The sequence below is a fragment of the Herbaspirillum seropedicae genome (genome assembly GCF_001040945.1).
Lineage (GTDB): Bacteria > Pseudomonadota > Gammaproteobacteria > Burkholderiales > Burkholderiaceae_D > Herbaspirillum > Herbaspirillum seropedicae.
In genome coordinates this window covers 2,420,585-2,445,706 of the sequence record NZ_CP011930.1, presented here as the reverse complement: position 1 = coordinate 2,445,706, position 25,122 = coordinate 2,420,585, and the positions used below count along the sequence as shown (strand labels likewise).

The window sequence follows — 25,122 nt, the reverse complement described above, 5'->3', positions numbered from 1 at the left end:
CAGCGCAAGCGCACTTTTCCTCATCCTGCGGACCCGGGAAAGGCGCGCCGCCCATGTTTTTTGCGCCCGGACTGCCCAGAGTGCGGGACAGTCTGCGACAATAACGTTCACGTCCATCCCCACATCCTTCCCATGACCTACGCCCCCTGCCCCCGCCAAGCTGATCCTATCGATTCTATCGATCCGATCAGTCCTACGTCAGGCCGCGGGCACAGGCGCTGATTTCCTGCCAGCAAAAGAATTGATGGCCTGCCTGTCACTTCCAGTAAACCAAACGCCGTCCTGCGCGTTAGTGTTCCATGCGCTATTCTGACAGAGTGCTGACCAACCCGGGGTTGGACAGCCTCTGGCTGGCGCGATGTCCCAGGGAAGACGGCGGCATCGGCGAGACGGCTTGCGGGGGCCGGGCCCTCGGCCCCAGGCAGATTGAGCGGCATTAGCGGCATTAGCGATACCAGCGGCACTGTTAGCAGCACATTAAAGCGGCACACACCACACATGAAAAACATCGAATTCCTCCGTTTCCTGAACCTGAAGGGTCCCAACATCTGGACCTACCGCTCCGCCCTCGAAGTGTGGATCGACATCGGCGAACTGGAGGACTTTCCCTCCAACACCATCCCGGGCTTCCCGGACCGCCTGACCACCTGGCTGCCCACCCTGATCGAGCACCGTTGCAGCTATGAAGAGCGCGGCGGTTTCGTGCGCCGCCTGCACGAAGGCACCTGGCCCGGCCACATCCTGGAACACGTGACGCTGGAACTGCAGAACCTGGCCGGCCTGCCCGGCGGCTTCGGCAAGGCGCGCGAGACCAATGTGCGCGGCGTCTACAAGGTGGTGGTGCGCGCCCGCCATGAAACGGTCACCCGCGCCGCCCTCTATGCCGCCCGCGACCTGGTGATGGCCGCCATCGAAGACCGTCCCTACGACCTCGACGCCACCCTCTCCAAGCTGCGCCGCATGGTCGACCGCCTCTGCCTGGGTCCCAGCACGGCCTGTATCGTGGACGCCGCCGACGAGCGCCGCATCCCCACCATCCGCCTCTCCGAAGGCAACCTGGTGCAGCTGGGCCACGGCTGCAAGTCGCGCCGCATCTGGACGGCCGAATCCGACCAGACCAGCGCGATTGCCGAAGGCATCTCGCGCGACAAGGACCTGACCAAGTCGCTGCTGGAAACCTGCGGCGTGCCCGTCCCCGAAGGCCGCCTGGTGGAAAGCCCTGAAGACGCCTGGGAAGCCGCCCAGGACATCGGCCTGCCAGTGGTGGTCAAGCCCTGCGACGCCAACCATGGCCGCGGCGTCTTCATCGACCTGAATACCCGCGAGGAAATCGAGACCGCCTACAAGGTCGCCCTGGAAGAAGGCAGCGGCGTGCTGGTCGAACGCTTCGTGCCGGGCCTGGAACACCGCCTGCTCATCGTCGGTGGCAAGCTGGCCGCCGCCGCCCGTGGCGAGCCCATCTTCATCGTCGGCGATGGCAAGTCCACCGTGCAGGACCTGCTGGACGAACTGAACCGCGATCCGCGCCGCGGCCTGCTGGAAGAACACCTGCTGGACCCGGTGCTGCTGGAACGTGAACCGGCGGCGGTCCTGGAACTGCAGCGCCAGAACCTGACCACCGAGTCAGTCCCTGCTGCTGGTCGCCGCATCCTGCTGCTGCGCAATGGCAACGTTTCCTCCGACATCACCGACCTGGTCCACCCCAGCGTGGCCGCCGCTGCCTCGCTGGCCGCGCGCATCGTCGGCCTGGACATCGCCGGCGTGGACATCGTCGCCGAGGACATCTCCCGCCCCCTGCAAGACCAGGGCGGCGCCATCGTCGAGGTCAACGCCGGCCCCGGCCTGCTGATGCACCTCAAGCCCTCGGACGGCAAGCCGCGTCCGGTCGGCGAAGCCATCATCGACAACCTGTTCGGCCCGGAAGAAAACGGCCGCATTCCCATCGTCGGTGTCACCGGCACCCACGGCAAGACCACCATCGCGCGCCTGATCGCACGCATCGTGCACCTGTCGGGCAAGCACGTCGGCCTGGCCTGCGGTGAAGGCCTGTACTTCGGCGAACGCCAGATCGAGCGCGGCAACCGCGCCAACTGGGACGCTGCCCATCGGGTGCTGCTGAACCGCGCCGTCGAAGCCGCCGTGTTCGAGAACGGCAGCGCCGCCATCCTGGCCGAAGGCCTGGCCTATGACCGCTGCCTGGTCGGCGTGGTCGCCAACATCGACCCCAACGACAGCCTGCCCGAGTTCTACATCGAAAACGCCGAACAGATCGCCACCAAGGTCAAGCGCACCCAGGTCGACCTGGTGCTGCCGGACGGCGCGGCCGTGCTCAACGCCGATGATCCGCTGGTGGCCGACATGGCCCAGCTGTGCGATGGCGAAGTCATCTTCTTCAGCACCGACCCGGCCTCGGAACTGGTGGCAAGCCACCTGAAGGAAGGCGGCCGCGCCGTGTTCCTGCGCGGTGGCGACCTGATCCAGGCCGAAGGCGAACGCCAGTGCAAGGTCAGCTCGGTGGACGCCATCCCGCTGACCGAAAACGGCGCCGTGGCCTACCAGGTCGAGAACGTGCTGGCCGCCGTCGGCGCCGCCTGGGCGCTGGGCATCAGCCCCGAGGTGATCCGCGCCGGCATCGAGCTGTTCGGCACCGAGCGGGCCGAAGAGCAAGGCCTGAAGTTCAAGAACCAGGCCGCCTGAGCCGCCGCGCCGGCCGGTATTGCAACACAGACTGAATCAAGATCAAGAGACACCTAGGAAAACTTGTCCATGGACGTATCCCGCATTCGCGCCCTGCGCGGCCCCAATCTCTGGAGCAGACACACTGCCATCGAGGCCATCGTTTCCTGCCCGGAGGACGAACGTGTCATCGACAACATGCCCGGCTTCGAGCTGCGCCTGCGCGCCCGCTTCCCGCAGATCGGCTTCCTCGAACCCGATGGCGGCAAGCAGGTCGTCTCGCTGGCCCACGCGCTGGCCGCAGCCGCCCTGGGCCTGCAATCGCAGGCGGGCTGCCCGGTCACCTTCAGCCGCACCGTGTCCACCGTCGAGACCGGCATCTACCAGGTCGTGGTGGAATACAGCGAAGAAGAAGTCGGCCGCCTGGCCTTCGATCTGGCGCTGGAACTGGTGCGCGCCGCCCAGGCCGACGCCCCCTTCGACCTGACCGCCACCCTCACCCGCATCCGCGAGCTGGATGAAGACGTGCGCCTGGGCCCCTCCACTGGCTCCATCGTCAATGCCGCCATCAAACGCGGCATTCCCTTCCGCCGCCTGACCCAGGGCAGCATGGTGCAGTTCGGCTGGGGCAGCCGCCAGAAGCGCATCCAGGCCGCCGAAACCAGCAACACCAGCGCGATTGCCGAATCCATCGCCCAGGACAAGGACCTGACCAAGATGCTGCTGCACGCCGCCGGCGTGCCGGTGCCCAACGGCCGCGTGGTCGAGACCGTGGAAGACGCCCTCAAGGCCGCCGAAGAGATCGGCTCGGCGGTGGTCATCAAGCCGCTGGACGGCAACCAGGGCAAGGGTGTGGCAGTCAACATCAGCACTCCGGAACAGATCACCCGCGCCTTCAACAACGCCGCCCTGATCAGCGATGAAGTCATCGTCGAGCGCTACCTGCCCGGCCATGACTTCCGCCTGCTGGTGATCGGCAAGACCCTGGTGGCCGCCGCCCGCCGCGATCCGCCGCAAGTCATCGGCGACGGCGTGCATACCATCCGCCAGTTGATCGACCAGGTCAACGCCGACCCGCTGCGCGGCGACGGCCACGCCACCTCGCTGACCAAGATCCGCCTGGACGACATCGCCCTGTCGGTGCTGTCCGGCCAGAACCTGGACCCCGAAGCCATTCCCGCCCAGGGCGTGCGCGTGGTCCTGCGCAACAATGCCAACCTCTCCACCGGCGGCACCGCCACCGATGTCACCGATGACGTGCATCCGGATGTGGCCGCCCGCGCCATCGCGGCAGCGCAAATGGTGGGCCTGGACATCTGCGGCGTGGACGTGGTCTGCAACTCGGTCCACATGTCGCTGGAAGAACAAGGCGGCGGCATCGTCGAAGTCAACGCCGCGCCCGGCCTGCGCATGCACCTCTCGCCCTCGTACGGCAAGGCGCGCGATGTCGGCGAAGCCATCGTCTCGACCATGTACGAGGATGGCGACGATGGCCGCATCCCGGTCGTGGCCGTAGCCGGCACCAACGGCAAGACCACCACCGTGCGCCTGATCACCCACCTGCTGGCCAAGACCGGCCTGCGCGTGGGCATGACCAATACCGATGGCGTCTATATCGACGGCCAGCGCACCGATACCGGCGACTGCAGCGGCCCGCGCAGCGCCCGCAACGTCCTGTTCCACCCCGATGTGGATGCCGCCGTGCTGGAAACCGCCCGTGGCGGCGTGCTGCGCGAAGGCCTGGGCTTTGACCGCTGCGCCGTGGCGGTGGTCACCAACATCGGCATGGGCGACCACCTGGGCCTGTCCTACATCAGCACCGTGGAAGACCTGGCCGTGGTCAAGCGCGTCATCGTCGAGAACGTCGCGCCCACCGGCACCGCCGTCCTCAACGCAGCCGACCCCATGGTCGCCAAGATGGCCGCCTCCTGCCCTGGCGCGGTGACCTTCTTCGCGCTGGACCCGACCCACCCCATCATGGCCACGCACCGCGCGCAAGGCCATCGCATCGTCTACCGCGACGGCGACGCCATCGTGGCGGCGCAAGGCAGCTTCGAAAAACGCCTGAAGCTCTCCGGCATCCCCCTGACCCGCGCCGGCGCCATCGGCTTCCAGGTCGAGAACGTGATGGCCTCCGTGGGCGCGGCCTGGGCGCTGAACCTGGACTGGGAGCAGATCACCGGCGCCCTGGCCAGCTTCATCAGCGACAGCGGCACCGCGCCGGGCCGCTTCAACCTGTTCGACTACAAGGGCGCGACCCTGATCGCCGACTACGGCCACAACCCCGACGCCATCCAGGCCCTCATCAAGGCCGTCGACAGCATGCCTGCCAAGCGTCGCTCGGTGGTCATCAGCGGTGCGGGCGACCGCCGCGATGTCGACATCACCCGCCAGACCGAACTGCTGGGCGACGCCTTCGACGAAGTGGTGCTCTACCAGGACCAGTGCCAGCGTGGCCGGGAAGACGGCGAAGTGATCGCGCTGCTGCGCCAGGGCCTGTCCAAGGCTTCGCGCACCAGCGACGTGAAGGAAATCAATGGCGAATTCCTGGCCATCGATACGGCCCTCGGTTCCCTGCAGCCGGGCGACCTGTGCCTGATCCTGATCGACCAGGTCGAAGAAGCACTGGCCCACATCGACACGCGCGTCAAGGAAAGCAGCTGAGCCTGCCGCGTCATGTGAAAAAGGGCATCCCCGTCTTGCGGCGGGGATGCCCTTTTTGCATGGCGGTAGCGCGAACTCAGTCGTCCTGACTGGGGTCAAGCTCCGGGAACAACACCTCGGTAAAGCCGAACCGGCGGAAGTCACGGATGCGCATCGGATACAGGATGCCCTGCAGATGGTCGCACTCATGCTGGACCACACGGGCATGGAAGCCCTCCACGCTACGATCGATGGGCTCGCCGTTCTGGTCAACGCCCTGGTAGCGCAGGCGGCTCCAGCGCGGCACCACACCGCGCATGCCGGGTACCGACAGGCAACCTTCCCAGCCCTCTTCTTCCTGCTCCGACAAGGGTGTAAGGACCGGGTTGATCAGCACGGTTTCCGGCACGGGCGGCGCGTCCGGGTAGCGCTGGTTCTGGCCGAAGCCGAAGATCACCAGCTGCAGGTCCACGCCGATCTGCGGCGCGGCCAGGCCAGCGCCATTGACCGCACGCATGGTCTGGAACATGTCATCGACCAGGCGCGCCAGTTCCGGCGTGCCGAACTCCGTCACCGGCTGCGCCTGGCGCAGCAGGCGCGGATCACCCATCTTCAGAATCTCGCGTATTGCCATGATTGCACTCCAATGAAAGACGCCCGGACCGGCCGGGCGTCACTGCTGTGAAGGGACCACAGCGCCAACAGGCTCAACAGGCTCAGGCCTGCTTGCCGGCCACATCCTTGAGGAACTCGCTGAAGGCCGCGCCGGTCTCGGGGTGCTTCATGCCCATGGCGACCGTGGCTTTCAGATAACCCAGCTTGGAACCACAGTCATAACGCTGGCCCTGGTAGCGATAGGCCAGCACCGATTCCGCCTGCATCAGCTTGGCGATACCGTCGGTGAGCTGGATCTCGCCGCCAGCGCCGCGACCGATGTTTTCCAGGTAGTCGAAGATGCGGTTGTTGAGCACATAGCGGCCCACCACGGCCAGCGTGGACGGGGCCTCTTCCGGCGCCGGCTTCTCGACGATGGCGTTGACCCGCTCCAGGTTGGGCTGGTAAGGCGTGGCGCTGACGATGCCGTATTGCTTGGTATCGCTCTGCGGCACTTCCTGCACGGCCAGCATGCTCATGCCTTCGCGCTCGTAGATCTCGGTCATCTGCGCCAGCACCGGCTTGACGCCAGCGTCGGTATCCATGAAGTCGTCGGCCAGCAGCACGGCAAAGGGCTCCTCACCTACCACCGGACGCGCGCACAGCACGGCGTGGCCCAGGCCCAGCGGCACGGACTGGCGGATGAAGATGCAGTTGACGCTCTTGGGCACCACGTTCTGGACGATTTCCAGCAGCTTCTTCTTGCCCGCCGCTTCCAGTTCGCTTTCCAGCTCGTAGGCCTTGTCGAAGTGGTCTTCGATGGCGCGCTTGTTGCGACCGGTGATGAACACCATTTCGGTGATGCCGGCAGCAACCGCTTCTTCGACCGCGTAGTGGATCAGCGGCTTATCAACGATGGGCAGCATTTCCTTGGGCTGGGCCTTGGTGGCCGGCAGGAAGCGGCTGCCGAGACCGGCGACGGGGAAAACGGCTTTCTTGATCTTCTTGATCATCATGACTCCGAGGGAAAATTATCTGTTGCTGCGCCCGGCTTGCCGGAAGTGGCTTCCGGACGCATTGTAAACCTAGTCCGCCACCGGCTCGGCGCACAGGGCCTTGAGCCCATCCTCGTCCAGGATGGCGATGCCCAGCTCTTCCGCCTTGGCCAGCTTGCTGCCGGCCTCGGCGCCTGCGACCACATAGGTGGTCTTCTTGGATACCGAACCTGTGACCTTGCCGCCGGCCGCCTCGATGAGCTGGGACGCCTCATCGCGCGACAGGTTGGGCAAGGTGCCGGTGAGCACGAAGGTCTTGCCAGCCAGGTGCTTGGCCGCCGCCTCCACACCGGCGCTTTCCGGCCAGTGTACGCCCACTGCGCGCAGCTGCTCGACCAGCTCGACATTGAGGGCATCGTCGAAGAAGCTGCGAATCGATGTGGCCACCACCGGGCCCACGTCCGCCACTTCCAGCAACTGCGCTTCACTTGCCGCCAGGATCTTGTCGAGGCCGCCAAAGTGCCGCGCCAGTTCCTTGGCGGTCGCCTCGCCGACGTGCCGGATGCCCAGCGCATAGATGAAACGGGCCAGCGTGGTGGACTTGGACTTCTGCAAGGCATCAAGCACGTTCTGTGCCGACTTCTCGGCCATGCGGTCCAGTTCGGCCAGGGCCGACAAGCCCAGGCGATACAGGTCAGCCGGTGTATTGACCACCTTCCTGTCGACTAGTTGCTCGACCAGTTGTTCACCCAGGCCTTCAATATCCATGGCCCGACGTGAAGCAAAATGCTGCAATCCGCCCTTGCGTTGGGCCGAGCACTTCAGCCAGCCGCCCGAACAGCGCGCTACCGCCTCATCCTCGGCGCGCACGATGGGCGAGCCGCAGACCGGGCAAGCCGCCGGCATGACGAAGGCGCGGGCATCGGCCGGACGCTTCTCCGGCACATAGGCCACCACCTCGGGAATGACGTCACCGGCGCGCCGCACGATGACGGTATCGCCGATCTGGATGTCCTTGCGGCGCACCTCGTCTTCATTGTGCAAGGTGGCGTTGGTGACGGTGACCCCGCCCACGAAGACTGGATTCAAGCGCGCCACCGGGGTGATCGCACCCGTACGGCCCACCTGCACCTCGATGTCCTGCACCACGGTCAGGGCTTCCTGGGCCGGGAACTTGTGCGCCAGCGCAAAGCGCGGCGCGCGCGAGACGAAGCCCAATTGCTTTTGCTGGTCCAGCCGGTCCACCTTGTAGACCACGCCGTCGATCTCGTAGGGCAGGCTCTCGCGCTTGGCGCCGATGCCACGGAAGAATTCGAGCAAGCCGGTCGCGCCCGTGACCACGGCGCGCTCCTTGCAGACGGGCAAGCCCAGTTGCTGGTACCAGTCCAGCAAAGCCGAGTGCGAAGACGGCATGTCGGCCCCTTCCAGCACGCCGATGCCATAGGCAAAGAAGCGCAGCGTGCGCTGCGCCGTGATGCGCGAATCCAGTTGGCGCAGGCTGCCGGCAGCGGCATTGCGGGGGTTGGCGAACTCCTTCTGGCCGGCGTCGCGCTGGCGCTGGTTCAGGCGCGCGAAATCGTCCTTGTACATCAGCACTTCGCCACGCACATCGAGCAGCTGCGGGATGGCCTCGCCATGCAGGCGCAGCGGGATGGCGCGTACCGTGCGGATATTGGCCGTGACGTTCTCACCGGTGGTGCCGTCGCCGCGCGTGGCGGCTTGCACCAGCACGCCGTTTTCATAGCGCAGGCTGATGGCCAGGCCGTCGAACTTCAGCTCGGTGGCGTAGCGCACTTCCTGCAGGGTTTCCAGGCCATCGCGCACGCGCTTGTCGAAGGCTTCGATATCGTCGTCAGAGAAACCATTGCCCAGCGAGAGCATGGGAATGTCGTGCCGGACCGGCTCGAACTGCGGCAAAGGGCCGGCGCCCACGCGCTGGGTCGGCGAGTCCGGGGTGAGCAGCTCGGGATGAGCGGTTTCCAGCGCCTGCAATTCCTGGAACAGCCGGTCGTATTCGGCATCCGGAATGCTGGGCTGGTCCAGCACGTAGTAGCTGTAGTTGTGGCGATTCAGGTCGGCGCGCAGCGCGAAGGCGCGCACCAGCCAGTCCGGCGCCCCTTGCGGGGGCCGTCCGGCGGAAAACAAGTCTGCTGGCATCGTGGAGGAGGTAAAAACGCGCCTTAGCTGAACAGGCGCAGGGCGCGCGTGGAACCGGCCGGAATCTCGGCCGATTCCATGGCGCTGTAGAAGGCCGCGACCTGCTCGGCGATATCGGACAAGGCCTCATCGGAGAGCGGCTGGTCGCTGTCGTCGACGATCACCCCGCCCAGGCGCTGGGCCAGGGAGCGGGCGCAGGCCACCAGTGCGCCATAGCCATCGCGGGCCGGCGACACGCGCGGCACGTCCAGCAGCAGGGTCAGGCGGTCGGTGGTCTCGTCGGTGGGGGTGGCGTTGGTAGAGAGCGCAAAGAGCACCTCGCCTTCGCCATCCTGCATCACCAGGTAGCCCTCGGTGCGGCGGTCGAAGCCTTGCCGGGTCAATGCGGCCAACAGGGTGGCCAGGCTCCACGGCGCGCCTTGCGAGCGCACGTTCACCGACAGTTGCGCATCGTGGTCGGCAATGAACTGGTGCAGCGCCTGGGCGGTGCGGATGACGTCGGGCATGTCCGGCAGTTCTGGCTCGCCCGAGAGCGAATCGGTCAGGTCGCGCAGACGCATGACCAGCTCGGAATACTCGATCTCGTTGAGGGCATTGCTGCGGTTGGCCAGTTGCGCCCCGGCCAGCAAGGCGTTGTAGACGCCGCCATGGGCGATGGCTTCCCACTGGCCCTCGAGGGTGCGGCCGATGAAATGCACCGGCTTGTTGCCAACGTGGCGCAGGTTCTGCAGCAGCGGCAGCAGCTTGTCGCCGCGCAGCGGGTTGTCCAGGGCGATGGGGATATTGCAGTCGATCAGTTCATCGACCGGCAGCTCGCGCTTGGGGGCCAGGCGCGCCTGCATTTCAGGCGGGGGCGCAAAGGCCGGCGCAGTCTCGACCGGATCTTGCGCACCGGCGATGACCTGGGCCACGGTCGATTGCGGCGCTTGCGCCAGGACCTCGTCTGTCAGGGCAGCATCGCCTGGCTGGGTCGGGGCCGCCATCGGTGCATCACCGAGGAAGGGTTCGCGCGGCTCAAACTCAGCCTGATCAAGGTAGGCCTTCACGGGAGCCGACACCGGCTTGCGTTCCGGCGCATCATAGAACGAGGGCTCGGCGCGCTCGCCGGTCACCGCGGCTTCGGCCGGCTCGACACGAGGTTCGGCCACCGGGGCGGCAGCTGGCGCCAGCGTGGGCTCGACCAGGGGGGCATCCTCGTCGGGCGACATCAGCACGTCATCGTGGGACGACGAAAAGGCGCGCTCTACCGTCTTGCGCGCCTTGTGTTCCTGCCACTTGTTGTAGGAAATGACACCGGCGACGAAGACGCCGCCGAGAATGATCAGGCTGGTCTGGAGATCCATCATCATGCTGCACGACCTTTCAGGCTGGCGGGCGGAAAGACGCCGTCAACGGCGCCGCGTGGCTTGGTCGGCTGGGAAAAGCTGCTCATCGAAGAAGTCCGAATCCTATCAATCCAATAAGGCCTGGACCGCGGCTGCGGCCGGTTCGGGGCTTCGTCGATGCGGCCCGGCTGGACTGGTGCAAGCCAGCCAGGGGAGAAATCGGGCGCATCCGGCGAAGAAGAAACGGCAGGTTCGCGGTCAAGATATTGTTATTTTTCCATGGCCCGTCGGGGCCCAATCAATGCTGTTCCAGCGGGGCTAGCGCCTGCTCCGGGCTGGACGACAAGGTTTTCAGGGTACGGTCACACCCCCGCCTTGTCAAGCCGACAAAGGCCGGGGGAACGACCGCGCTGGCCGTCAGGCTGCCTGCTCCGCGCTGGAGAAGTTGGCCGCCGATTCCATGTCCACGGCAACGATACGCGACACGCCCTGCTCCTGCATGGTCACCCCGATCAGTTGCTGCGCCATTTCCATGGCGATCTTGTTGTGCGAGATGAAGAGGAACTGGGTATGGTCCGACATGCGCTTGACCATGTTGGCGAAGCGTTCGGTGTTGGCATCGTCCAGCGGCGCGTCCACCTCGTCGAGCAAGCAGAACGGCGCGGGATTGAGCTGGAACATGGAGAACACCAGCGCGGTGGCGGTCAGCGCCTTTTCGCCACCGGAAAGCAGGTGGATGGTGGCGTTCTTCTTGCCCGGCGGCTGCGCCATCACCTGCACGCCGGAGTCCAGGATCTCGTCGCCGGTCATGATGAGCTTGGCCTGGCCGCCGCCGAAGAGCACCGGGAACAGTTCCGAGAAGTGGCGATTGACCTTGTCGAAGGTGTCCTGCAGCAGGTCGCGGGTTTCCATGTCGATCTTGTGGATCGCATCCTGCAGCGTGGTGATGGCTTCGTTCAGGTCGGCGTGCTGGGCATCGAGGAAGTGCTTGCGCTCGGAGGCGGTGGCCAGTTCGTCCAGCGCAGCCAGGTTGACCGCCCCCAGCGCCGCAATGGCGTTGGTCAGGCGGGTCACTTCGCCTTGCAGGTAGGACGGGCGCATGTCGCTGGTCAGCTTTTCGGACAGCGCGGCCTCGTCGGCCTGGGTCTGCGCCAGCGCTTCGGAGAACTGCTCCTGGTTCAGGCGTGCGGCCTGTTCCTTCAGCTGCAGTTCGGTGATGCGGTCACGCTGGGGCTGCAGGCTGCGTTCTGCCTGCATGCGCGATTCTTCATGGGAGCGCAATTGCTGCGACAGCTGGTCCAGTTCGTGGCGGGCGTCGGCCAGCGCGCGTTCCTGCTCGCTGCGGCGGTCCAGCAATTCCTGCAGGCCGGCCTGGGCAGCCTGGTCGTCCAGGCTTTCCAGTTCCAGCGAGCCCTGCTGCATGCTGGCGAACAGTTGCGCGGCCTGTTCCAGCGCGGTAGCGATACCGCGCTTCAATTCCTCGATCTTGTTGCGATGCGACTTTTCGGCGAACTCGGTTTCCTGGGCGGCGCGTTCCAGCTCGCGCAGGCGGGTGCGGGCGTCGTTGAGCTGCTGTTCCTTGTTGAGGTAATCGGTCTGGCCGTTCTCGTGCTGCTCCTGCAGCTCGGCCAGTTCGATGTCCAACTCTTCGAAGCGGGCCTCGGATTCGGCCTGCACCTGCTGCTGCTCGGCTTCCTGCATGGAGATTTCTTCCAGGTCGGTAGCGATCTGGGTGCTGCGCTGGTTGAAGCGTTCCTGCACCTCGGCCAGCTTCATCACCTCGATCTGCAAGCTGTGCGCCGACTGGGTCAGCGAGTTGACGCGCTGGCGCAGTTCCTGCAGGCGCTGCGAGGCCGCCAACAGGGCCGCCTCGGCGCGCACGGCGCGGCCCTTGGCTTCTTCGGCCAGCATCGCTTGCGCACGTTGCTGCTTGGTGATGTTCTCGATTTCCTGCTGGCGCGCCAACATGCCGTCCTGCTCCGAATCGGAGGCATAGAAACGCACGCTGGAATTGCTCACCACATGACCCTGGCGGGTCACGAACAGGCCACCCAGCGGCAGCTTGGCGCGCTCGGCAAAGGCGGTGGCGGTGTCGTCGGCGATGTAGATGTGGTTGAGCCAGTCGTTCATCAGGGCGCGCAGGCCCGGATCGTTCAGTTGCAGCAGCGTCACGAAGGGCTTCAGGCCCGCCACCGGCTGGGCTTCCGGCTGGGCCAGCCCGGCATTGGGTGCGTACAGCGCCAGCTTGGCCGGCGGCGCATCGCTGAAGAAGGCCTTGGCCCAGTCCAGGTTGGACATTTCCAGGGCCGACATGCGCTCGCGCAGCACCGCTTCCAGCGCGGTTTCCCAGCCGGATTCGATGTGCAGCTTCTGCCATAGGCGCGGCAGCTCGGCCAGGCCGTGCTTTTCCAGCCAGGGTTGCACCTTGCCCTGGGCCTGCACGCTTTCCTGCAATTGCTTCAGGGCCGTCAGGCGCGCTTCCAGCTGGGCGTTGGCCGAGGTTTCCTTGCTGACCAGTTCCTGGGCAGTGCGGCGCTCTTCTTCCAGGCGCGGCAACTGCTCCTGCGCCTCTTCCAGGTACATGCTGGCCTCTTCCAGCGAGGCCTGCTTTTCTTCCAGCTGCATGCGCAGGTTGGACAGGTGGACCTCGTCGGGCATGGCCATGCCGTTCTTTTCCTGCATCAGGCGTTCGCGCCGTGCGGCCAGGCCGGAGAGGATGTTGGAGGCATTGCGCTGGTGCGTCGATTGCAGTTCGATCTGCTGCTGCACCTGCATGATCTTGCCGCGTGATTCGGTGGTCTTGACCTGCGACTCGCGCCAGGCTGCTTCCAGCGAAGGCAGGCGGTCGCTGGTGTCCTGCACGGCGTGCTGGGCCTGCTCCACGCGCATGCCGAATTCTTCCAGCTGGATCTCGGCCTCGGCCAGTTCTTCCTGCTGCTGGGTGCCCTGGCGCTGCCACTGGTCGCGCTGCGCGCCCAGGGAGTTCAACTGGGCTTGCAGGCGATTGCGCGATTCGATGACGAACTTGATCTGCGCTTCCAGGCTGCCGATCTCGGAATTGGTCTGGTACAGGTGACCCTGCGCCTGGTGCAGGCGGTCGCCTGCGGCGTAGTGCGCCTGGCGCATGTGCTCCAGCTCGGTCTCGACGTGGCGCAGCTTGGCGGTCTGCTCTTCCAGGTCGATCTGGGCGCGTTCGATTTCCTTGAAGAAGCGTTCCTGCTCCGCCTTGGCTTCGTTCTTGCGCAACAGCCAGAGCAGCTTCTGCTTTTCTTCTTGATCGTTCTGCAGCTCGTGGAATTTCTTGGCCACGGCGGCTTGCGCTTCCAGCTTTTCCAGGTTGGTGTTCAGTTCGCGCAAGATGTCTTCCAGGCGCGTCAGGTTTTCGGTGGTGTCGTGCAGGCGATTCTCGGTCTCGCGACGGCGTTCCTTGTACTTCGACACACCAGCGGCTTCTTCCAGGAAGATGCGCAGCTCTTCAGGACGCGCCTCGATGATGCGCGAGATCATGCCCTGGCCGATGATGGCGTAGGCGCGCGGGCCCAGGCCGGTACCGAGGAAGATGTCCTGGATGTCGCGTCGGCGCACCGACTGGTTGTTGATGTAGTAGGAGGACGTACCGTCGCGGGTCAGCGTGCGCTTGACGGCGATTTCAGCGTACTGGCCCCACTGGCCGGCGGCCTTGCCGGCAGAGTTGTCGAACACCAGCTCGACCGAGGCGCGCCCGGCCGGCTTGCGGTGGGTGGAGCCGTTGAAGATGACGTCCTGCATCGACTCGCCGCGCAGCTCGGAAGCCTTGGATTCGCCCAGGACCCAGCGCACGGCGTCGATGATGTTGGATTTGCCGCAGCCGTTCGGTCCGACCACGCCTACCAGCTGCCCCGGAACCTGGAAATGCGTAGGCTCGACGAAGGACTTGAATCCAGATAATTTGATGGAAGTTAGACGCACGTTATCGACAAATTAATACAATTAAGAGAAAGCAGGAATTTTGCTTCCGGAAAGGCCGGTATCATAACATCGCAAGCGCCGTACCAGACCAAAAACGGCTCCTGGCCTGCACCTTAAGCAGCAGCACAGGGGGCCGGCCTATCCCGGCGGGCAAGAAAAAGACGCTGCACCGACTCGCATCAGCACAGCGTCTTGACTTGGCTAGCAGGCGCGCCCAGTCCCGGACTGCACCAGCGCTGGAATCAGAAGGTCTCCCAGTCGCCGTCATCGCCAGCCGGCAAGGCCTTGGCGGCAGAGGCCGGCTTGGCGGCGGCTGGCGCGGCCTTGGCGGGCGCTGGCAAGGGCGCCGCCCCGCCCGCAGGCTTGGTCAAGGGCTTGCCGGCCAGTGGCTTGGCCGATGCAACGGGGATAGCGGCTGCGGCAGGCGCTTTGCGCACGGCGGTGGGAGTTGCAGTGGCAGTGGCAGTGGCCAGCGACGACGCCACCGGGGCGCTGAGGTTTTCTTCACCATCGACGCGGAACGTCGATACTGCCGCCTTCAGGCGGCGCGCCTGTTCTTCCAGCGAACCGGCGGCCGCAGCGGCCTGCTCGACCAGGGCCGCATTCTGCTGGGTCACCTGATCCATTTCACCGATGGCCAGATTGACCTGCTCGATGCCGTTGCGCTGCTCTTCGGACGCCGCCGAGATTTCCCCGACGATATCGGTGAGGCTGCGCACCGCCGCCACCACCTCGCCCATGGTCTGGCCAGCCCGCGCCACCTGGTCCGAACCGCTGCCCACGCGCTGCACCGAATCCTCGATGAGGGCCTTGATTTCCTTGGCCGCCTGGGCGCTGCGCTGGGCCAGCGAACGCACTTCCGACGCCACCACGGCGAAACCGCGCCCCTGCTCGCCCGCCCGGGCCGCTTCCACCGCGGCATTGAGGGCCAGGATGTTGGTCTGGAAGGCAATGCCGTCAATGACGCCGATGATGTCGGCGATCTTGCGCGAGCTGCCGGTGATGCCCTCCATGGTCTGCACCACCTGCCCCACCACCTCACCCCCACGGGTCGCGATGTCGGAGGCGCTATGGGCCAACTGGCCAGCCTGGCGGGCGTTGTCGGCGTTCTGCTTGACGGTGGCGGTCAGTCCATCCATGTTCGAGGCGGTTGTCGCCAGCGAGCCTGCCTGTTCTTCGGTGCGACTGGACAGGTCGAGGTTGCCGGCGGCGATCTCGCGAGCGCCGATGTCGATGGCGTCGGTACCCTGGCGGATGCCCTTGATGACCCCGGCCAGACGTTCGCGCATGGTGGCCATCGCGTAGAGCAGGCTGCGGGTATCCCCGGGGCGCGTCTGCACCTGCACGGTCAGGTCGCCATTGGCAATGCGGGTGGCGATATCGACCGCATAGGCCGGCTCGCCGCCCAGGCTGCCGGTGATGCGGCGGATGATGGCCAGCATCATCACCGACACCACCACCCCCACCACCAGCAGGATCCCCAGGAGGCGGAACAGGTCAGCACGGAACTGCGCCTGCACGTCGCTGAGGAAGACGCCGGTGACGATGAACCAGTCCCAGTCCTGGTTATGCACCACATAGCTCATCTTGGGCGTGCGGTTGCTGTCATCGGTACCCGGCAGGCGTCCCATGTACTGGACGAAGCCATGCTGCTTCTCCTGGCCCACCTTCATCATCTCGACGTAGTAGGCCTTGCCTTCCGAGTCCTTGCGGTCAGCCACGTTCTTGCCCACCATGGCCTTGTTGGACGGCAGCATCAGTACCACCGGGCGGGAATCGAAGATGAACAGGTAGTTGTCGCCGTCGTAGCGCATGGCGGCAATGCGCTCCAGCGCGTTCTTCTGGGCCTCTTCCTTGGAAACACGGCCGGCAGCGACATCGGCCACATAGCTCTTGACCACCCCATTGGCGGCTTCGACCACGCGCCGCAAGCCGTCCTTGCGTTCATCGATCATGTTTTCACGGGCGCTGAAGGCCGACCAGGCGGCCAGCAGCAACAAGCCCGCCCACATCACCACCAGCGCCGACAGCAGCTGTGCCTTGAGGCTTTTCATTATTCTCTTCTCCGGGTTCGATGGCCGTCCTCGCGGGTCGGCCAGGTTTGGCGAACCCGCACGATACCCCTGAAAGCTTCCTGACAATCCACTGAATACACCGGCTCCATGAGCCCGATTGTTCAGATTGCACGTTGTACAGCTTACTTTTCATTCACGAGCACGGATGTCACCCGACAAGCCATCATGTCTGGCGATCAACAGGGCGAGGGACCATCAGCCCGGCAATGACGGTATAATCGCAAGCTTTCCCAGCCCTTTGCCCTGGCCGACCGCATGCAAGCCGCATGTGCGCTGGCCCGCGAAGCTTTACTCCAGTCCAGCGCCGTGAATCCCTTACTCGACCAACTGCAGCCGTATCCTTTCGAAAAGCTCAAGAAGCTCTTCGCCGGCATCACGCCCGATCCTGCCTACCGCCCGATCAGCCTGGGCATCGGCGAGCCCAAGCATCCGACTCCGGCCTTCATCCAGCAGGCGCTGATCGACAACCTGGCCGGCCTGGCCTCCTACCCGGCCACCCTGGGCAGCGACGCCCTGCGCGGTGCGATTGCAGACTGGCTGCAGAAACGTTATGACATCCCGCGTCCTGACCCGGCTACCGAGATCCTGCCGGTCAATGGTTCGCGCGAGGCGCTGTTCTCGCTGACCCAGACCGTGGTCGATCCGACCCGGCCGGGCGCGCTGGTGATGTGTCCCAATCCGTTCTACCAGATCTATGAAGGCTCGGCCTACCTGGCCGGCGCCCAACCCTACTTCGTCAACTCCGACCCCAAGCGCAATTTCGCCCCCGACTTCAGCCAAGTGCCGCAGGACGTGTGGGAGCGCGTGCAGCTGCTGTTCGTCTGCTCGCCGGGCAACCCGACGGGCGCGGTGCTGACGCTGGAAGACTGGAAGGAACTGTTCGCCCTGTCGGACCGCTATGGCTTCGTGATCGCCTCCGACGAGTGCTATTCGGAAATCTACTTCAACGAGGACCCGCCGCTGGGCGGCATGCAGGCTGCGCGCCTCTTGGGCCGCGACTACCGCAGGCTGATTTCCTTCTCCAGCCTGTCCAAGCGCTCCAACGTGCCGGGCATGCGATCGGGCTTCGTGGCCGGCGATGCGGCCATCCTGAAGAAATTCCTGCTCTACCGCACCTACCACGGCGCAGCCATGAGCCCGGTGATCCAGGCCGCTTCCGTGCTGGCCTGGCAGGACGAGACCCACGTGCAGGGCAACATCGCCAAGTACGTCACCAAGTTCTCCCAGGTCACTCCGCTGCTGCAGGAAGTGCTGGAGGTGGCCTTGCCCGATGCGGCCTTCTACCTGTGGGCCAAGGTCGACAAGCTGGTCAACATCAGCGACACCGAATTCGCCCAACGCCTGTACGCCGAATATAATGTCACGGTGCTGCCCGGCAGCTACCTGGCGCGCGAGGCGCATGGCGTCAATCCGGGCGCCGGCCGCATCCGCATGGCGCTGGTGGCCGAAGTCGAAGAATGCCTGGAGGCGGCGCAACGCATCGTCGCCTTCACCAGGAAACTGGCCGGCCAGGCCTGAGGCCCGGCCGAGAAGCCAGACTTACCCCCTTTCACCCAACCGTTCATAGATATCAACATGACACAGTCCATTCAGCAAATCATCGATCAGGCGTGGGAAGACCGCGCCAGCCTGTCCCCCAAGAGCGCTCCGGCCGACATCCGCAATGCGGTGGCCGAAGTGATCGCAGGCCTGAACGATGGCACCCTGCGCGTCGCCAACCGTCAAGGCGTCGGCCAGTGGGAAGTCAACCAATGGGTGAAGAAGGCCATCCTGCTGTCCTTCCGCCTGGAAGACAACGTGCCGATGTCGGCCGGTACCGGCTACCCGCAGTTCTACGACAAGGTGCCCACCAAGTTCGCCAACTACACCGCTGAAGATTTCGCCAAGGGTGGCTTCCGCGTGGTGCCGCCTGCCGTGGCCCGTCATGGTTCCTTCATCGGCCGCAACGTGGTGCTGATGCCCTCCTACGTCAACATCGGCGCCTATGTCGATGAAGGCACGATGGTCGACACCTGGGCCACCGTCGGTTCGGCTGCCCAGATCGGCAAGAACGTTCACCTGTCCGGTGGCGTGGGCATCGGCGGCGTACTGGAACCGGTGCAGGCCGGCCCCGTCATCATCGAAGACAACTGCTTCATCGGCGCCCGCTCGGAAGTCGTCGAAGGCGTCATCATCGAAGAGAACTCGGTGCTGTCCATGGGCGTGTACATCGGCCAATCGACCAAGATCTATGACCGCGAAACCGGCGAAGTCCACTATGGCCGCGTGCCGGCAGGTTCGGTGGTGGTGCCGGGCAACCTGCCCTCCAAGGATGGCAAGTACAGCCTGTACGCTGCGATCATCGTCAAGAAGGTCGATGCCCAGACCCGCTCCAAGACTTCCATCAACGAACTGCTGCGCGGCGAGTAATTCCGCACCAGCGGCTTACCTGAAGTCCTGAAGCACCCACGCGCCGCGCCGGTCGTCTCGTACACCGGCGCGGCGTCGTGTTCTAGTGACCTCGATGGCGAGAACAAGCGCGAGAACAAGCATGAGCGACAAGATCACCCTCTACGGCATCCCCAATTGCGACACCGTCAAGAAGGCCCGCGTGTGGCTGGACGAGCAAGGCATCGCCTATCACTTCCACGATTTCAAGAAGGCCGGCCTGACCGCCGCGCAAGCGCAAGCCTGGTTGAAGGATGTGCAGCGCGACGTGCTGGTCAATCGCAAAGGAACGACCTGGCGCGCCCTGCCCGATGAGCGCAAGGCCGCCATCACCGATGACGCCGCAGCGGTGGCCCTGATGGTGGAAAACCCCTCGGTGGTGAAGCGCCCGGTGCTCTTCGATGGCAAGCAGCATCACGTCGGCTTCAAGGCCGATCAGTATCAACACATTTTCGAGAAATGATCATGAGCAAGACGCTGGCCCTGACCCAGGAATTGATGTCCCTTTCTTCCGTCACCCCCGAAGACAAAGGCTGCCAGGCCAGGCTGGCGGAATTGCTCACGCCGCTGGGCTTCGTCTGCGAGACCATCCAGTCCGGCGAGGTGACCAACCTGTGGGCGCGCAAGGGTACGGCGCAGCCGTTGGTGGTCTTTGCCGGCCACACCGACGTGGTGCCGACCGGTCCGCTGGAGAAATGGCAGTCGCATCCCTTCCAGCCGACCCTGCGCGAGGGCCGCCTGTACGGTCGGGGCGCCTCCGACATGAAGACCTCGATTGCCGCCATGGTGGTGGCTTGCGAAGAGTTCACGGCGGCCCATCCCGATCACAAGGGTTCCATCGGCTTCCTCATCACCAGCGATGAAGAGGGCCCGGCCATCGACGGCACCGTGGTGGTCTGCAATGCCCTCAAGGCACGCGGCGAACAACTGGATTACTGCATCGTCGGTGAACCGACCTCGGCCAAGACCCTGGGCGACATGATCAAGAACGGCCGCCGCGGCACCATGTCGGGCAAGCTGACCGTCAAGGGCATCCAGGGCCATATCGCCTATCCGCAACTGGCGCGCAACCCCATCCACCAGGCGGCGCCGGCACTGGCTGAACTGGTGGCCGAACAGTGGGATGCGGGCAATGAATACTACCTGCCGACGTCCTGGCAGATCTCCAACATCCATGGCGGCACGGGTGCATCCAACGTGATCCCGGGTGAGGTGATGATCGACTTCAACTTCCGTTTCTCCACCGCCAGTACCGTGGAGGGCCTGCAGCAGCGCGTGCATGCCATCCTCGACAAGCATGGCCTGGAATATGACCTGAAGTGGACCGTCGGCGGCCTGCCCTTCCTGACCCCGCGCGGCGATCTGTCGGATGCCCTGTCCAAGGCGATCAAGGACGAGACCGGGCTGGACACCGAGCTGTCCACCACCGGCGGCACTTCCGATGGACGCTTCATCGCCCAGATCTGCCCGCAGGTGATCGAGTTCGGCCCACCCAATGACAGCATCCACAAGATCGATGAGCACATCGAAGTGCGCTACATCGATCCCTTGAAGAACATCTACCGCAAGACGCTGGAAAACCTGCTGGCCTGAGCCGGCGGCATTGCATCGAAGAGAACCTCATGACTCCCAACAATTTCTCCACCGTGCGCGATCTGCTGCGCTACGCCGTGACCCGCTTCAACACCGAACAACTGTTCTTCGGCCACGGCAGCAGCAATGCGCTGGATGAAGCGGCCTACCTGATCCTGCATACGCTCAAGCTGCCGCTGGACCAGCTCGATCCCTTCCTCGACGCCCGCCTCTTGCCCGACGAAATCGCCGCGGTCATGCGCGTCATCGAACGCCGCAGCAAGGACCGCGTGCCGGCCGCCTACATCACCCATGAAGCCTGGCTGGGCGCTTACCGCTTCTATGTGGATGAGCGCGTGATCGTGCCGCGTTCCTTCATCGCCGAACTGATTCCGCAGCATTTCTCGCCGTGGATCCAGGACCCGGAAGCCATCGAGAATGCGCTGGATCTCTGCACCGGCTCCGGTTGCCTGCCCATCCTGCTGGCTGATGCCTTCCCGAACGCGCAGATCGACGCCGTCGATATCTCCGCCGACGCCCTGGCCGTGGCCCGCAAGAACGTGGATGAATACCAGTTGCAAGAGCGCATCAACCTGGTCGAATCCGACCTGTACACGCAGCTGCCGCTGCGCAAGTACGATCTGATCATCAGCAATCCGCCCTATGTGAATTCCGGCTCCATGGCCAAGCTGCCCCAGGAATACCTGCGCGAGCCGCAACTGGCGCTGGCCGGGGGTGAGGATGGCATGGACCTGGTGCGCAAGATCGTCGCTGGCGCTGCCGAGCGCCTCACGCCCGAAGGTGTGTTGGTGGTCGAGATCGGCAATGAGCGCGCCTTTGCCGAAGCCGCCTTCCCGGAACTGGAACTGACCTGGCTGACCACCAGCGCCGGGGACGACATGGTCTTCCTGGTCACGGCTGAACAGCTGCAACTGGCCTGAGCCTGAACGCTCGCTCTTGCACCGCGTCCCAACGATTGTGAATCACTGATGATCCGTTTCCAGCAAGTTTCCCTCCAGCGGGGCGTCAAGCCGCTGCTGGAGAATGTCGACCTGACGCTCAACCCGGGCGACAAGATCGGCCTGATCGGCGCCAATGGCGCTGGCAAGTCCAGCCTGTTTGCCATGCTGCGTGGCGAGCTGCATGCCGACCAAGGCAATATCGATTTCCCGGCGCGCTGGCGCATGGCCTACGTGGCGCAGGAAACCCCGGCACTGGATCGCCCCGCCATCGAGTACGCCATCGATGGCGACGCCCATCTGCGCCAGCTGGAAGCCGAGCTGGCCCGCGCCGAAGCGCAGCCCGATGACAAGCACGACGGCAATCATATCGCCGAACTGCATACCGCCCTGGCCGATGCCGATGCCTATACCGTGCGCTCGCGCGCCGAGCAATTGCTGCTGGGCCTGGGTTTCTCGCTGGAACAGATGGAACGCCCCGTGGCCAGCTTCTCCGGCGGCTGGCGCATGCGCCTGAACCTGGCGCAGGCGCTGATGTGCCCGTCCGACCTGCTGCTGCTGGACGAACCGACCAACCACCTGGACCTGGACGCCATCATCTGGCTGGAAGACTGGTTGAAGCGCTACGAGGGCACCCTGCTCATCATTTCCCACGACCGCGATTTCCTGGATGGCGTGGTGAATGTGATCGTTCATATCGACGATCGCAAACTGAAGCGGTATTCCGGCAACTACAGCGCCTTCGAGCGCCAGCGTTCGGCTCAACTGGAACTGATGGCCGGCATGATCGAGAAGCAGCAGCGCCAACGCGCGCACCTGCAATCCTTCATCGACCGCTTCAAGGCCAAGGCCACCAAGGCGCGCCAGGCGCAGAGCCGCATGAAGGCCCTGTCCAAGATGGAAGAGCTGGCGCCGCTGCGGGCGGCGGCGGAATTCTCGTTCGAATTCCGCGAGCCCTTGTCGGCCCCCAATCCCTTGCTGGTGATGGAAAAGGTCAACGCCGGCTATCACATCGAGGGCAAGAACGGCGCGCCCGATGAAGACAAGATCATCGTGCATGGCATCGATTTCTCGCTGCAGAATGGCCAGCGCATTGGCCTGTTGGGGGTCAACGGCGCGGGCAAATCGACGCTCATCAAGACCGTGGCCGGCGAGATCGATCCACTCTCCGGCACTGCCCGCCTGGGCAAGGGACTGGTGATCGGCTACTTCGCCCAGCACCAGGTGGAGATGCTGCGCCATGACGAATCGCCGCTGTGGCACCTGACCCGGCTGGCACCGGATGTGCGCGAGCAGGAGCTGCGCAATTTCCTGGGCAGCTTCAACTTCAACGGCACCATGGCGACCTCCTCCATCGCGCCCTTCTCGGGCGGGGAAAAGGCGCGCCTGGCGCTGGCCCTGATTGTCTGGCAGCGCCCCAACCTGTTGCTGCTGGACGAACCGACCAACCACCTCGACCTGGAAACCCGCGAAGCCCTGACCATGGCGCTGGCGCAGTTCGAGGGCACGCTGGTACTGGTCTCGCACGATCGCCACCTGCTGCGCGCCACCACCGACCAGTTCCTGATCGTGGCCGAGGGCAAGCTGCAGCCCTTCGATGGCGACCTGGACGATTACAAGGACTGGCTCTTCAAGACCAAGCTGGCCGCTCGCAATGACGCCGCCGCCGCCGCGCCCCTGCCTACGGCCAGCCAGCCGGTGGAGAGCGCGCCCGCCGCGCTGGTGGACCGCAAGGAACAGAAGCGCCTGGAGGCCGAACAGCGCCAGAAGATGTCGGCCCTGAAAAAGCCCATCGAGGCGCGCATCAAACGTCTCGATGAACAGATCGCCAAGCTCAACGTCCGCAAGGCAGAGATCGACGCCCGCCTGGCCAGCCCGGACATCTACGACGCCGCCAACAAGGAAGAACTGAAGACCCTCATCACCGACCAGGCCTACTGCAGCAAGGAGCTCGAACAGCTGGAAAACGAATGGCTGGAACAGCAGGAAGCGCTGGAGCAATTGCAGGCCTGAGGCACACGGGAACCGGCGCTGGCATAAGCTTTCTACATCAAAGTATTAAGCCAGCCCTTGCAGTTCGGCAAAACGAAGGCATCATGGCGGCCTGGCTGCAATGTTTGCGGCGAAAGTTTTTATAAGGACATCGAGATATGAACAAGAACATCAAGCAATGGCTGCTGGCCGGTGTGGGCGCGGCGCTGCTGGCCTCTTCCCTGAGCGTCTCGGCAGCGGACCTGCTGCAATCGGTCAAGAGCAGCGGCACGCTGAAGGTGGCGCTGGAAGGCAACTACCCGCCGTTCAACTTCAAGGATCCCAAGACCGGCGAACTGACCGGCTTCGAGGTCGATGTCGCCAAGCTGCTGGCCGCCAAGCTGGGCGTGAAGCCAGTCTTCACCACCACCGAGTGGAGCGGCATCCTGGCCGGTCTGGGCGCGGGCAAGTATGACGTCATCATCAACCAGGTCGGCATCACCGACGAGCGCCAGAAGGCCTTCGATTTCTCCGATCCGTACACCCTCTCCAGCGCCCAGCTGATCGTGCGCAAGGATGAAAAGCGCGAATTCAAGAGCCTGGAAGACCTGAAGGGCAAGAAGCTCGGCCTGGGTCAGGGCACCAACTTCGAACAGAAGGCCAAGGCCGTGCCGGGCATCGACGTGCGCACCTATCCAGGCTCGCCCGAATACCTGGCTGACCTGGCGGCTGGCCGTATCGACGCCGCCTTGAACGACAGCCTGCTGGTGGGCTACATCCTGAAGTCGACCAACCTGCCGCTGAAGGCGGGCAGCCCGATTGGCGCGGTCGACAAGATCGGCATCCCCTTCCGCAAGGGCAATCCGGAATTCAAGGCCGCCCTGAACAAGGCCCTGGCCGACATCAAGGCTGATGGCAGCTTCAAGGCCGCTTCCGAGAAGTGGTTCGGCATTGACGTGAGCCAGCCGCCGAAAGCACAATAAGGCGCGTTCACGGCCCGCCTTGCCGTCCGGCTATTGCCGGACGGAACGATCTATCCCCGCATTGCGGGGATAATTTTTTATATCGAATGCTTATGGAAATCCTCGAACTGCTGCAGCAAGCCGCCCCGACGCTGGCCAAGGGGGTGGGCTACACCCTGCTCTTCGCGCTGGCCTCGATGCTGGGTGGCCTGGTGCTGGGATTCGTGCTGGCAGTGGCGCGCATCGTGCCGTGGCGGCCGATCCACTGGCCCGCCGCCATCTACGTGAGCATGATGCGCGGCACGCCGCTGCTGGTGCAGATCTTCGTGGTCTATTACGGCTTGCCGGGCATGGGCATCGAATTCTCCCCGCTCACGGCCGGGGTGCTGACCCTGAGCCTGAACGCCAGCGCCTACCTGTCGGAAAGCCTGCGCGGCGCCATCCTGGGCGTCACACGCGGTCAGTGGAATGCGGCCTTCAGCGTCGGGCTGACCTACTTCCAGACGCTGCGCTACATCATCGTGCCACAAGCCGTGCGCATTGCCGTGCCGTCGATGAGCAATACCCTCATCAGCCTGATCAAGGATACCTCGCTGGTGTCGGTCATCACGGTGACCGAGCTGATGCTGGCGACCAAGGAGGTCATTGCCGTGACCTTCCGTCCGCTCCCCTTGTATGTGGCGGCGGCGGCCATCTACTGGATGCTGAGCCTGTGTTTCGAGGCCCTGCAACACCGCCTGGAGAAGAAGCTGGGCAAGGCTCACCAGATATAGACCTGGGACCTGAGAGACCTGGGGCCGGCTTGTCCGCGCCCATAA

At 64.6% G+C, this 25,122-nt stretch carries 16 protein-coding genes; 10 read left to right on the top strand and 6 right to left on the bottom strand.

What is annotated here, in order from left to right; all coding sequences use genetic code 11:
* Positions 1-498 precede the first annotated feature (498 nt).
* A complete protein-coding gene (locus ACP92_RS10810) occupies positions 499-2,697 on the top strand; it encodes a cyanophycin synthetase (RefSeq protein ID WP_013234150.1) in 2,199 nt (732 codons plus the stop codon).
* A 69-nt stretch (positions 2,698-2,766) separates the two neighbouring features.
* Positions 2,767-5,340, top strand: a complete 2,574-nt coding sequence (gene cphA / locus ACP92_RS10805; RefSeq protein WP_013234149.1) for a cyanophycin synthetase — start codon at positions 2,767-2,769, stop codon at positions 5,338-5,340.
* A 76-nt stretch (positions 5,341-5,416) separates the two neighbouring features.
* Here the strand turns inward: cphA and def are convergent, their stop codons facing one another.
* The 6 genes from def to ACP92_RS10775 all read right to left on the bottom strand — a co-directional run bounded on the left by def (position 5,417) and on the right by ACP92_RS10775 (position 16,392).
* Positions 5,417-5,953, bottom strand: a complete 537-nt coding sequence (def, locus tag ACP92_RS10800) for a peptide deformylase (protein ID WP_013234148.1) — start codon at positions 5,951-5,953, stop codon at positions 5,417-5,419.
* 82 nt (positions 5,954-6,035) lie between these two features.
* Positions 6,036-6,926: a UTP--glucose-1-phosphate uridylyltransferase GalU gene (gene galU, locus ACP92_RS10795; RefSeq protein WP_041311770.1), complete on the bottom strand. Its 891-nt coding sequence runs from the start codon at positions 6,924-6,926 to the stop codon at positions 6,036-6,038.
* A 72-nt stretch (positions 6,927-6,998) separates the two neighbouring features.
* The gene (gene ligA / locus ACP92_RS10790; protein ID WP_013234146.1) at positions 6,999-9,065 is read right to left on the bottom strand and encodes an NAD-dependent DNA ligase LigA; all 2,067 of its coding nucleotides are present in this window, start codon (positions 9,063-9,065) and stop codon (positions 6,999-7,001) included.
* 23 nt (positions 9,066-9,088) lie between these two features.
* A complete protein-coding gene (locus ACP92_RS10785) occupies positions 9,089-10,414 on the bottom strand; it encodes a cell division protein ZipA C-terminal FtsZ-binding domain-containing protein (protein ID WP_013234145.1) in 1,326 nt (441 codons plus the stop codon).
* Positions 10,415-10,807: 393 nt separating this feature from the next.
* Entirely contained in the window at positions 10,808-14,338 is a 3,531-nt protein-coding gene (gene smc, locus ACP92_RS10780) for a chromosome segregation protein SMC (protein WP_013234144.1), read from the bottom strand.
* Positions 14,339-14,580: 242 nt separating this feature from the next.
* Entirely contained in the window at positions 14,581-16,392 is a 1,812-nt protein-coding gene (locus ACP92_RS10775) for a methyl-accepting chemotaxis protein (RefSeq protein WP_013234143.1), read from the bottom strand.
* A 327-nt stretch (positions 16,393-16,719) separates the two neighbouring features.
* Between ACP92_RS10775 and dapC the strand changes: the two genes are divergently transcribed.
* The 8 genes from dapC (at position 16,720) to ACP92_RS10735 (ending at position 25,077) form a co-directional block, all read left to right on the top strand.
* Positions 16,720-17,931 (top strand): succinyldiaminopimelate transaminase, encoded by a 1,212-nt coding sequence (gene dapC / locus ACP92_RS10770; RefSeq protein WP_041311765.1) that lies wholly within the window; start codon positions 16,720-16,722, stop codon positions 17,929-17,931.
* Positions 17,932-17,988: 57 nt separating this feature from the next.
* Positions 17,989-18,822 (top strand): 2,3,4,5-tetrahydropyridine-2,6-dicarboxylate N-succinyltransferase, encoded by an 834-nt coding sequence (dapD, locus tag ACP92_RS10765; protein ID WP_006462557.1) that lies wholly within the window; start codon positions 17,989-17,991, stop codon positions 18,820-18,822.
* A gap of 121 nt (positions 18,823-18,943) precedes the next feature.
* The gene (locus ACP92_RS10760; RefSeq protein WP_013234141.1) at positions 18,944-19,303 is read left to right on the top strand and encodes an ArsC family reductase; all 360 of its coding nucleotides are present in this window, start codon (positions 18,944-18,946) and stop codon (positions 19,301-19,303) included.
* A 2-nt stretch (positions 19,304-19,305) separates the two neighbouring features.
* Positions 19,306-20,433: a succinyl-diaminopimelate desuccinylase gene (gene dapE / locus ACP92_RS10755; protein ID WP_041311764.1), complete on the top strand. Its 1,128-nt coding sequence runs from the start codon at positions 19,306-19,308 to the stop codon at positions 20,431-20,433.
* A gap of 29 nt (positions 20,434-20,462) precedes the next feature.
* On the top strand, positions 20,463-21,353 hold the full coding sequence (prmB, locus tag ACP92_RS10750) for a 50S ribosomal protein L3 N(5)-glutamine methyltransferase (protein WP_013234139.1): 891 nt from the start codon (positions 20,463-20,465) through the stop codon (positions 21,351-21,353).
* Between the two features lie 48 nt (positions 21,354-21,401).
* Entirely contained in the window at positions 21,402-23,384 is a 1,983-nt protein-coding gene (locus ACP92_RS10745) for an ATP-binding cassette domain-containing protein (RefSeq protein WP_013234138.1), read from the top strand.
* A 137-nt stretch (positions 23,385-23,521) separates the two neighbouring features.
* On the top strand, positions 23,522-24,325 hold the full coding sequence (locus ACP92_RS10740; protein ID WP_013234137.1) for a cystine ABC transporter substrate-binding protein: 804 nt from the start codon (positions 23,522-23,524) through the stop codon (positions 24,323-24,325).
* Positions 24,326-24,417: 92 nt separating this feature from the next.
* Positions 24,418-25,077 (top strand): amino acid ABC transporter permease, encoded by a 660-nt coding sequence (locus tag ACP92_RS10735; protein ID WP_171941735.1) that lies wholly within the window; start codon positions 24,418-24,420, stop codon positions 25,075-25,077.
* Positions 25,078-25,122 lie beyond the last annotated feature (45 nt).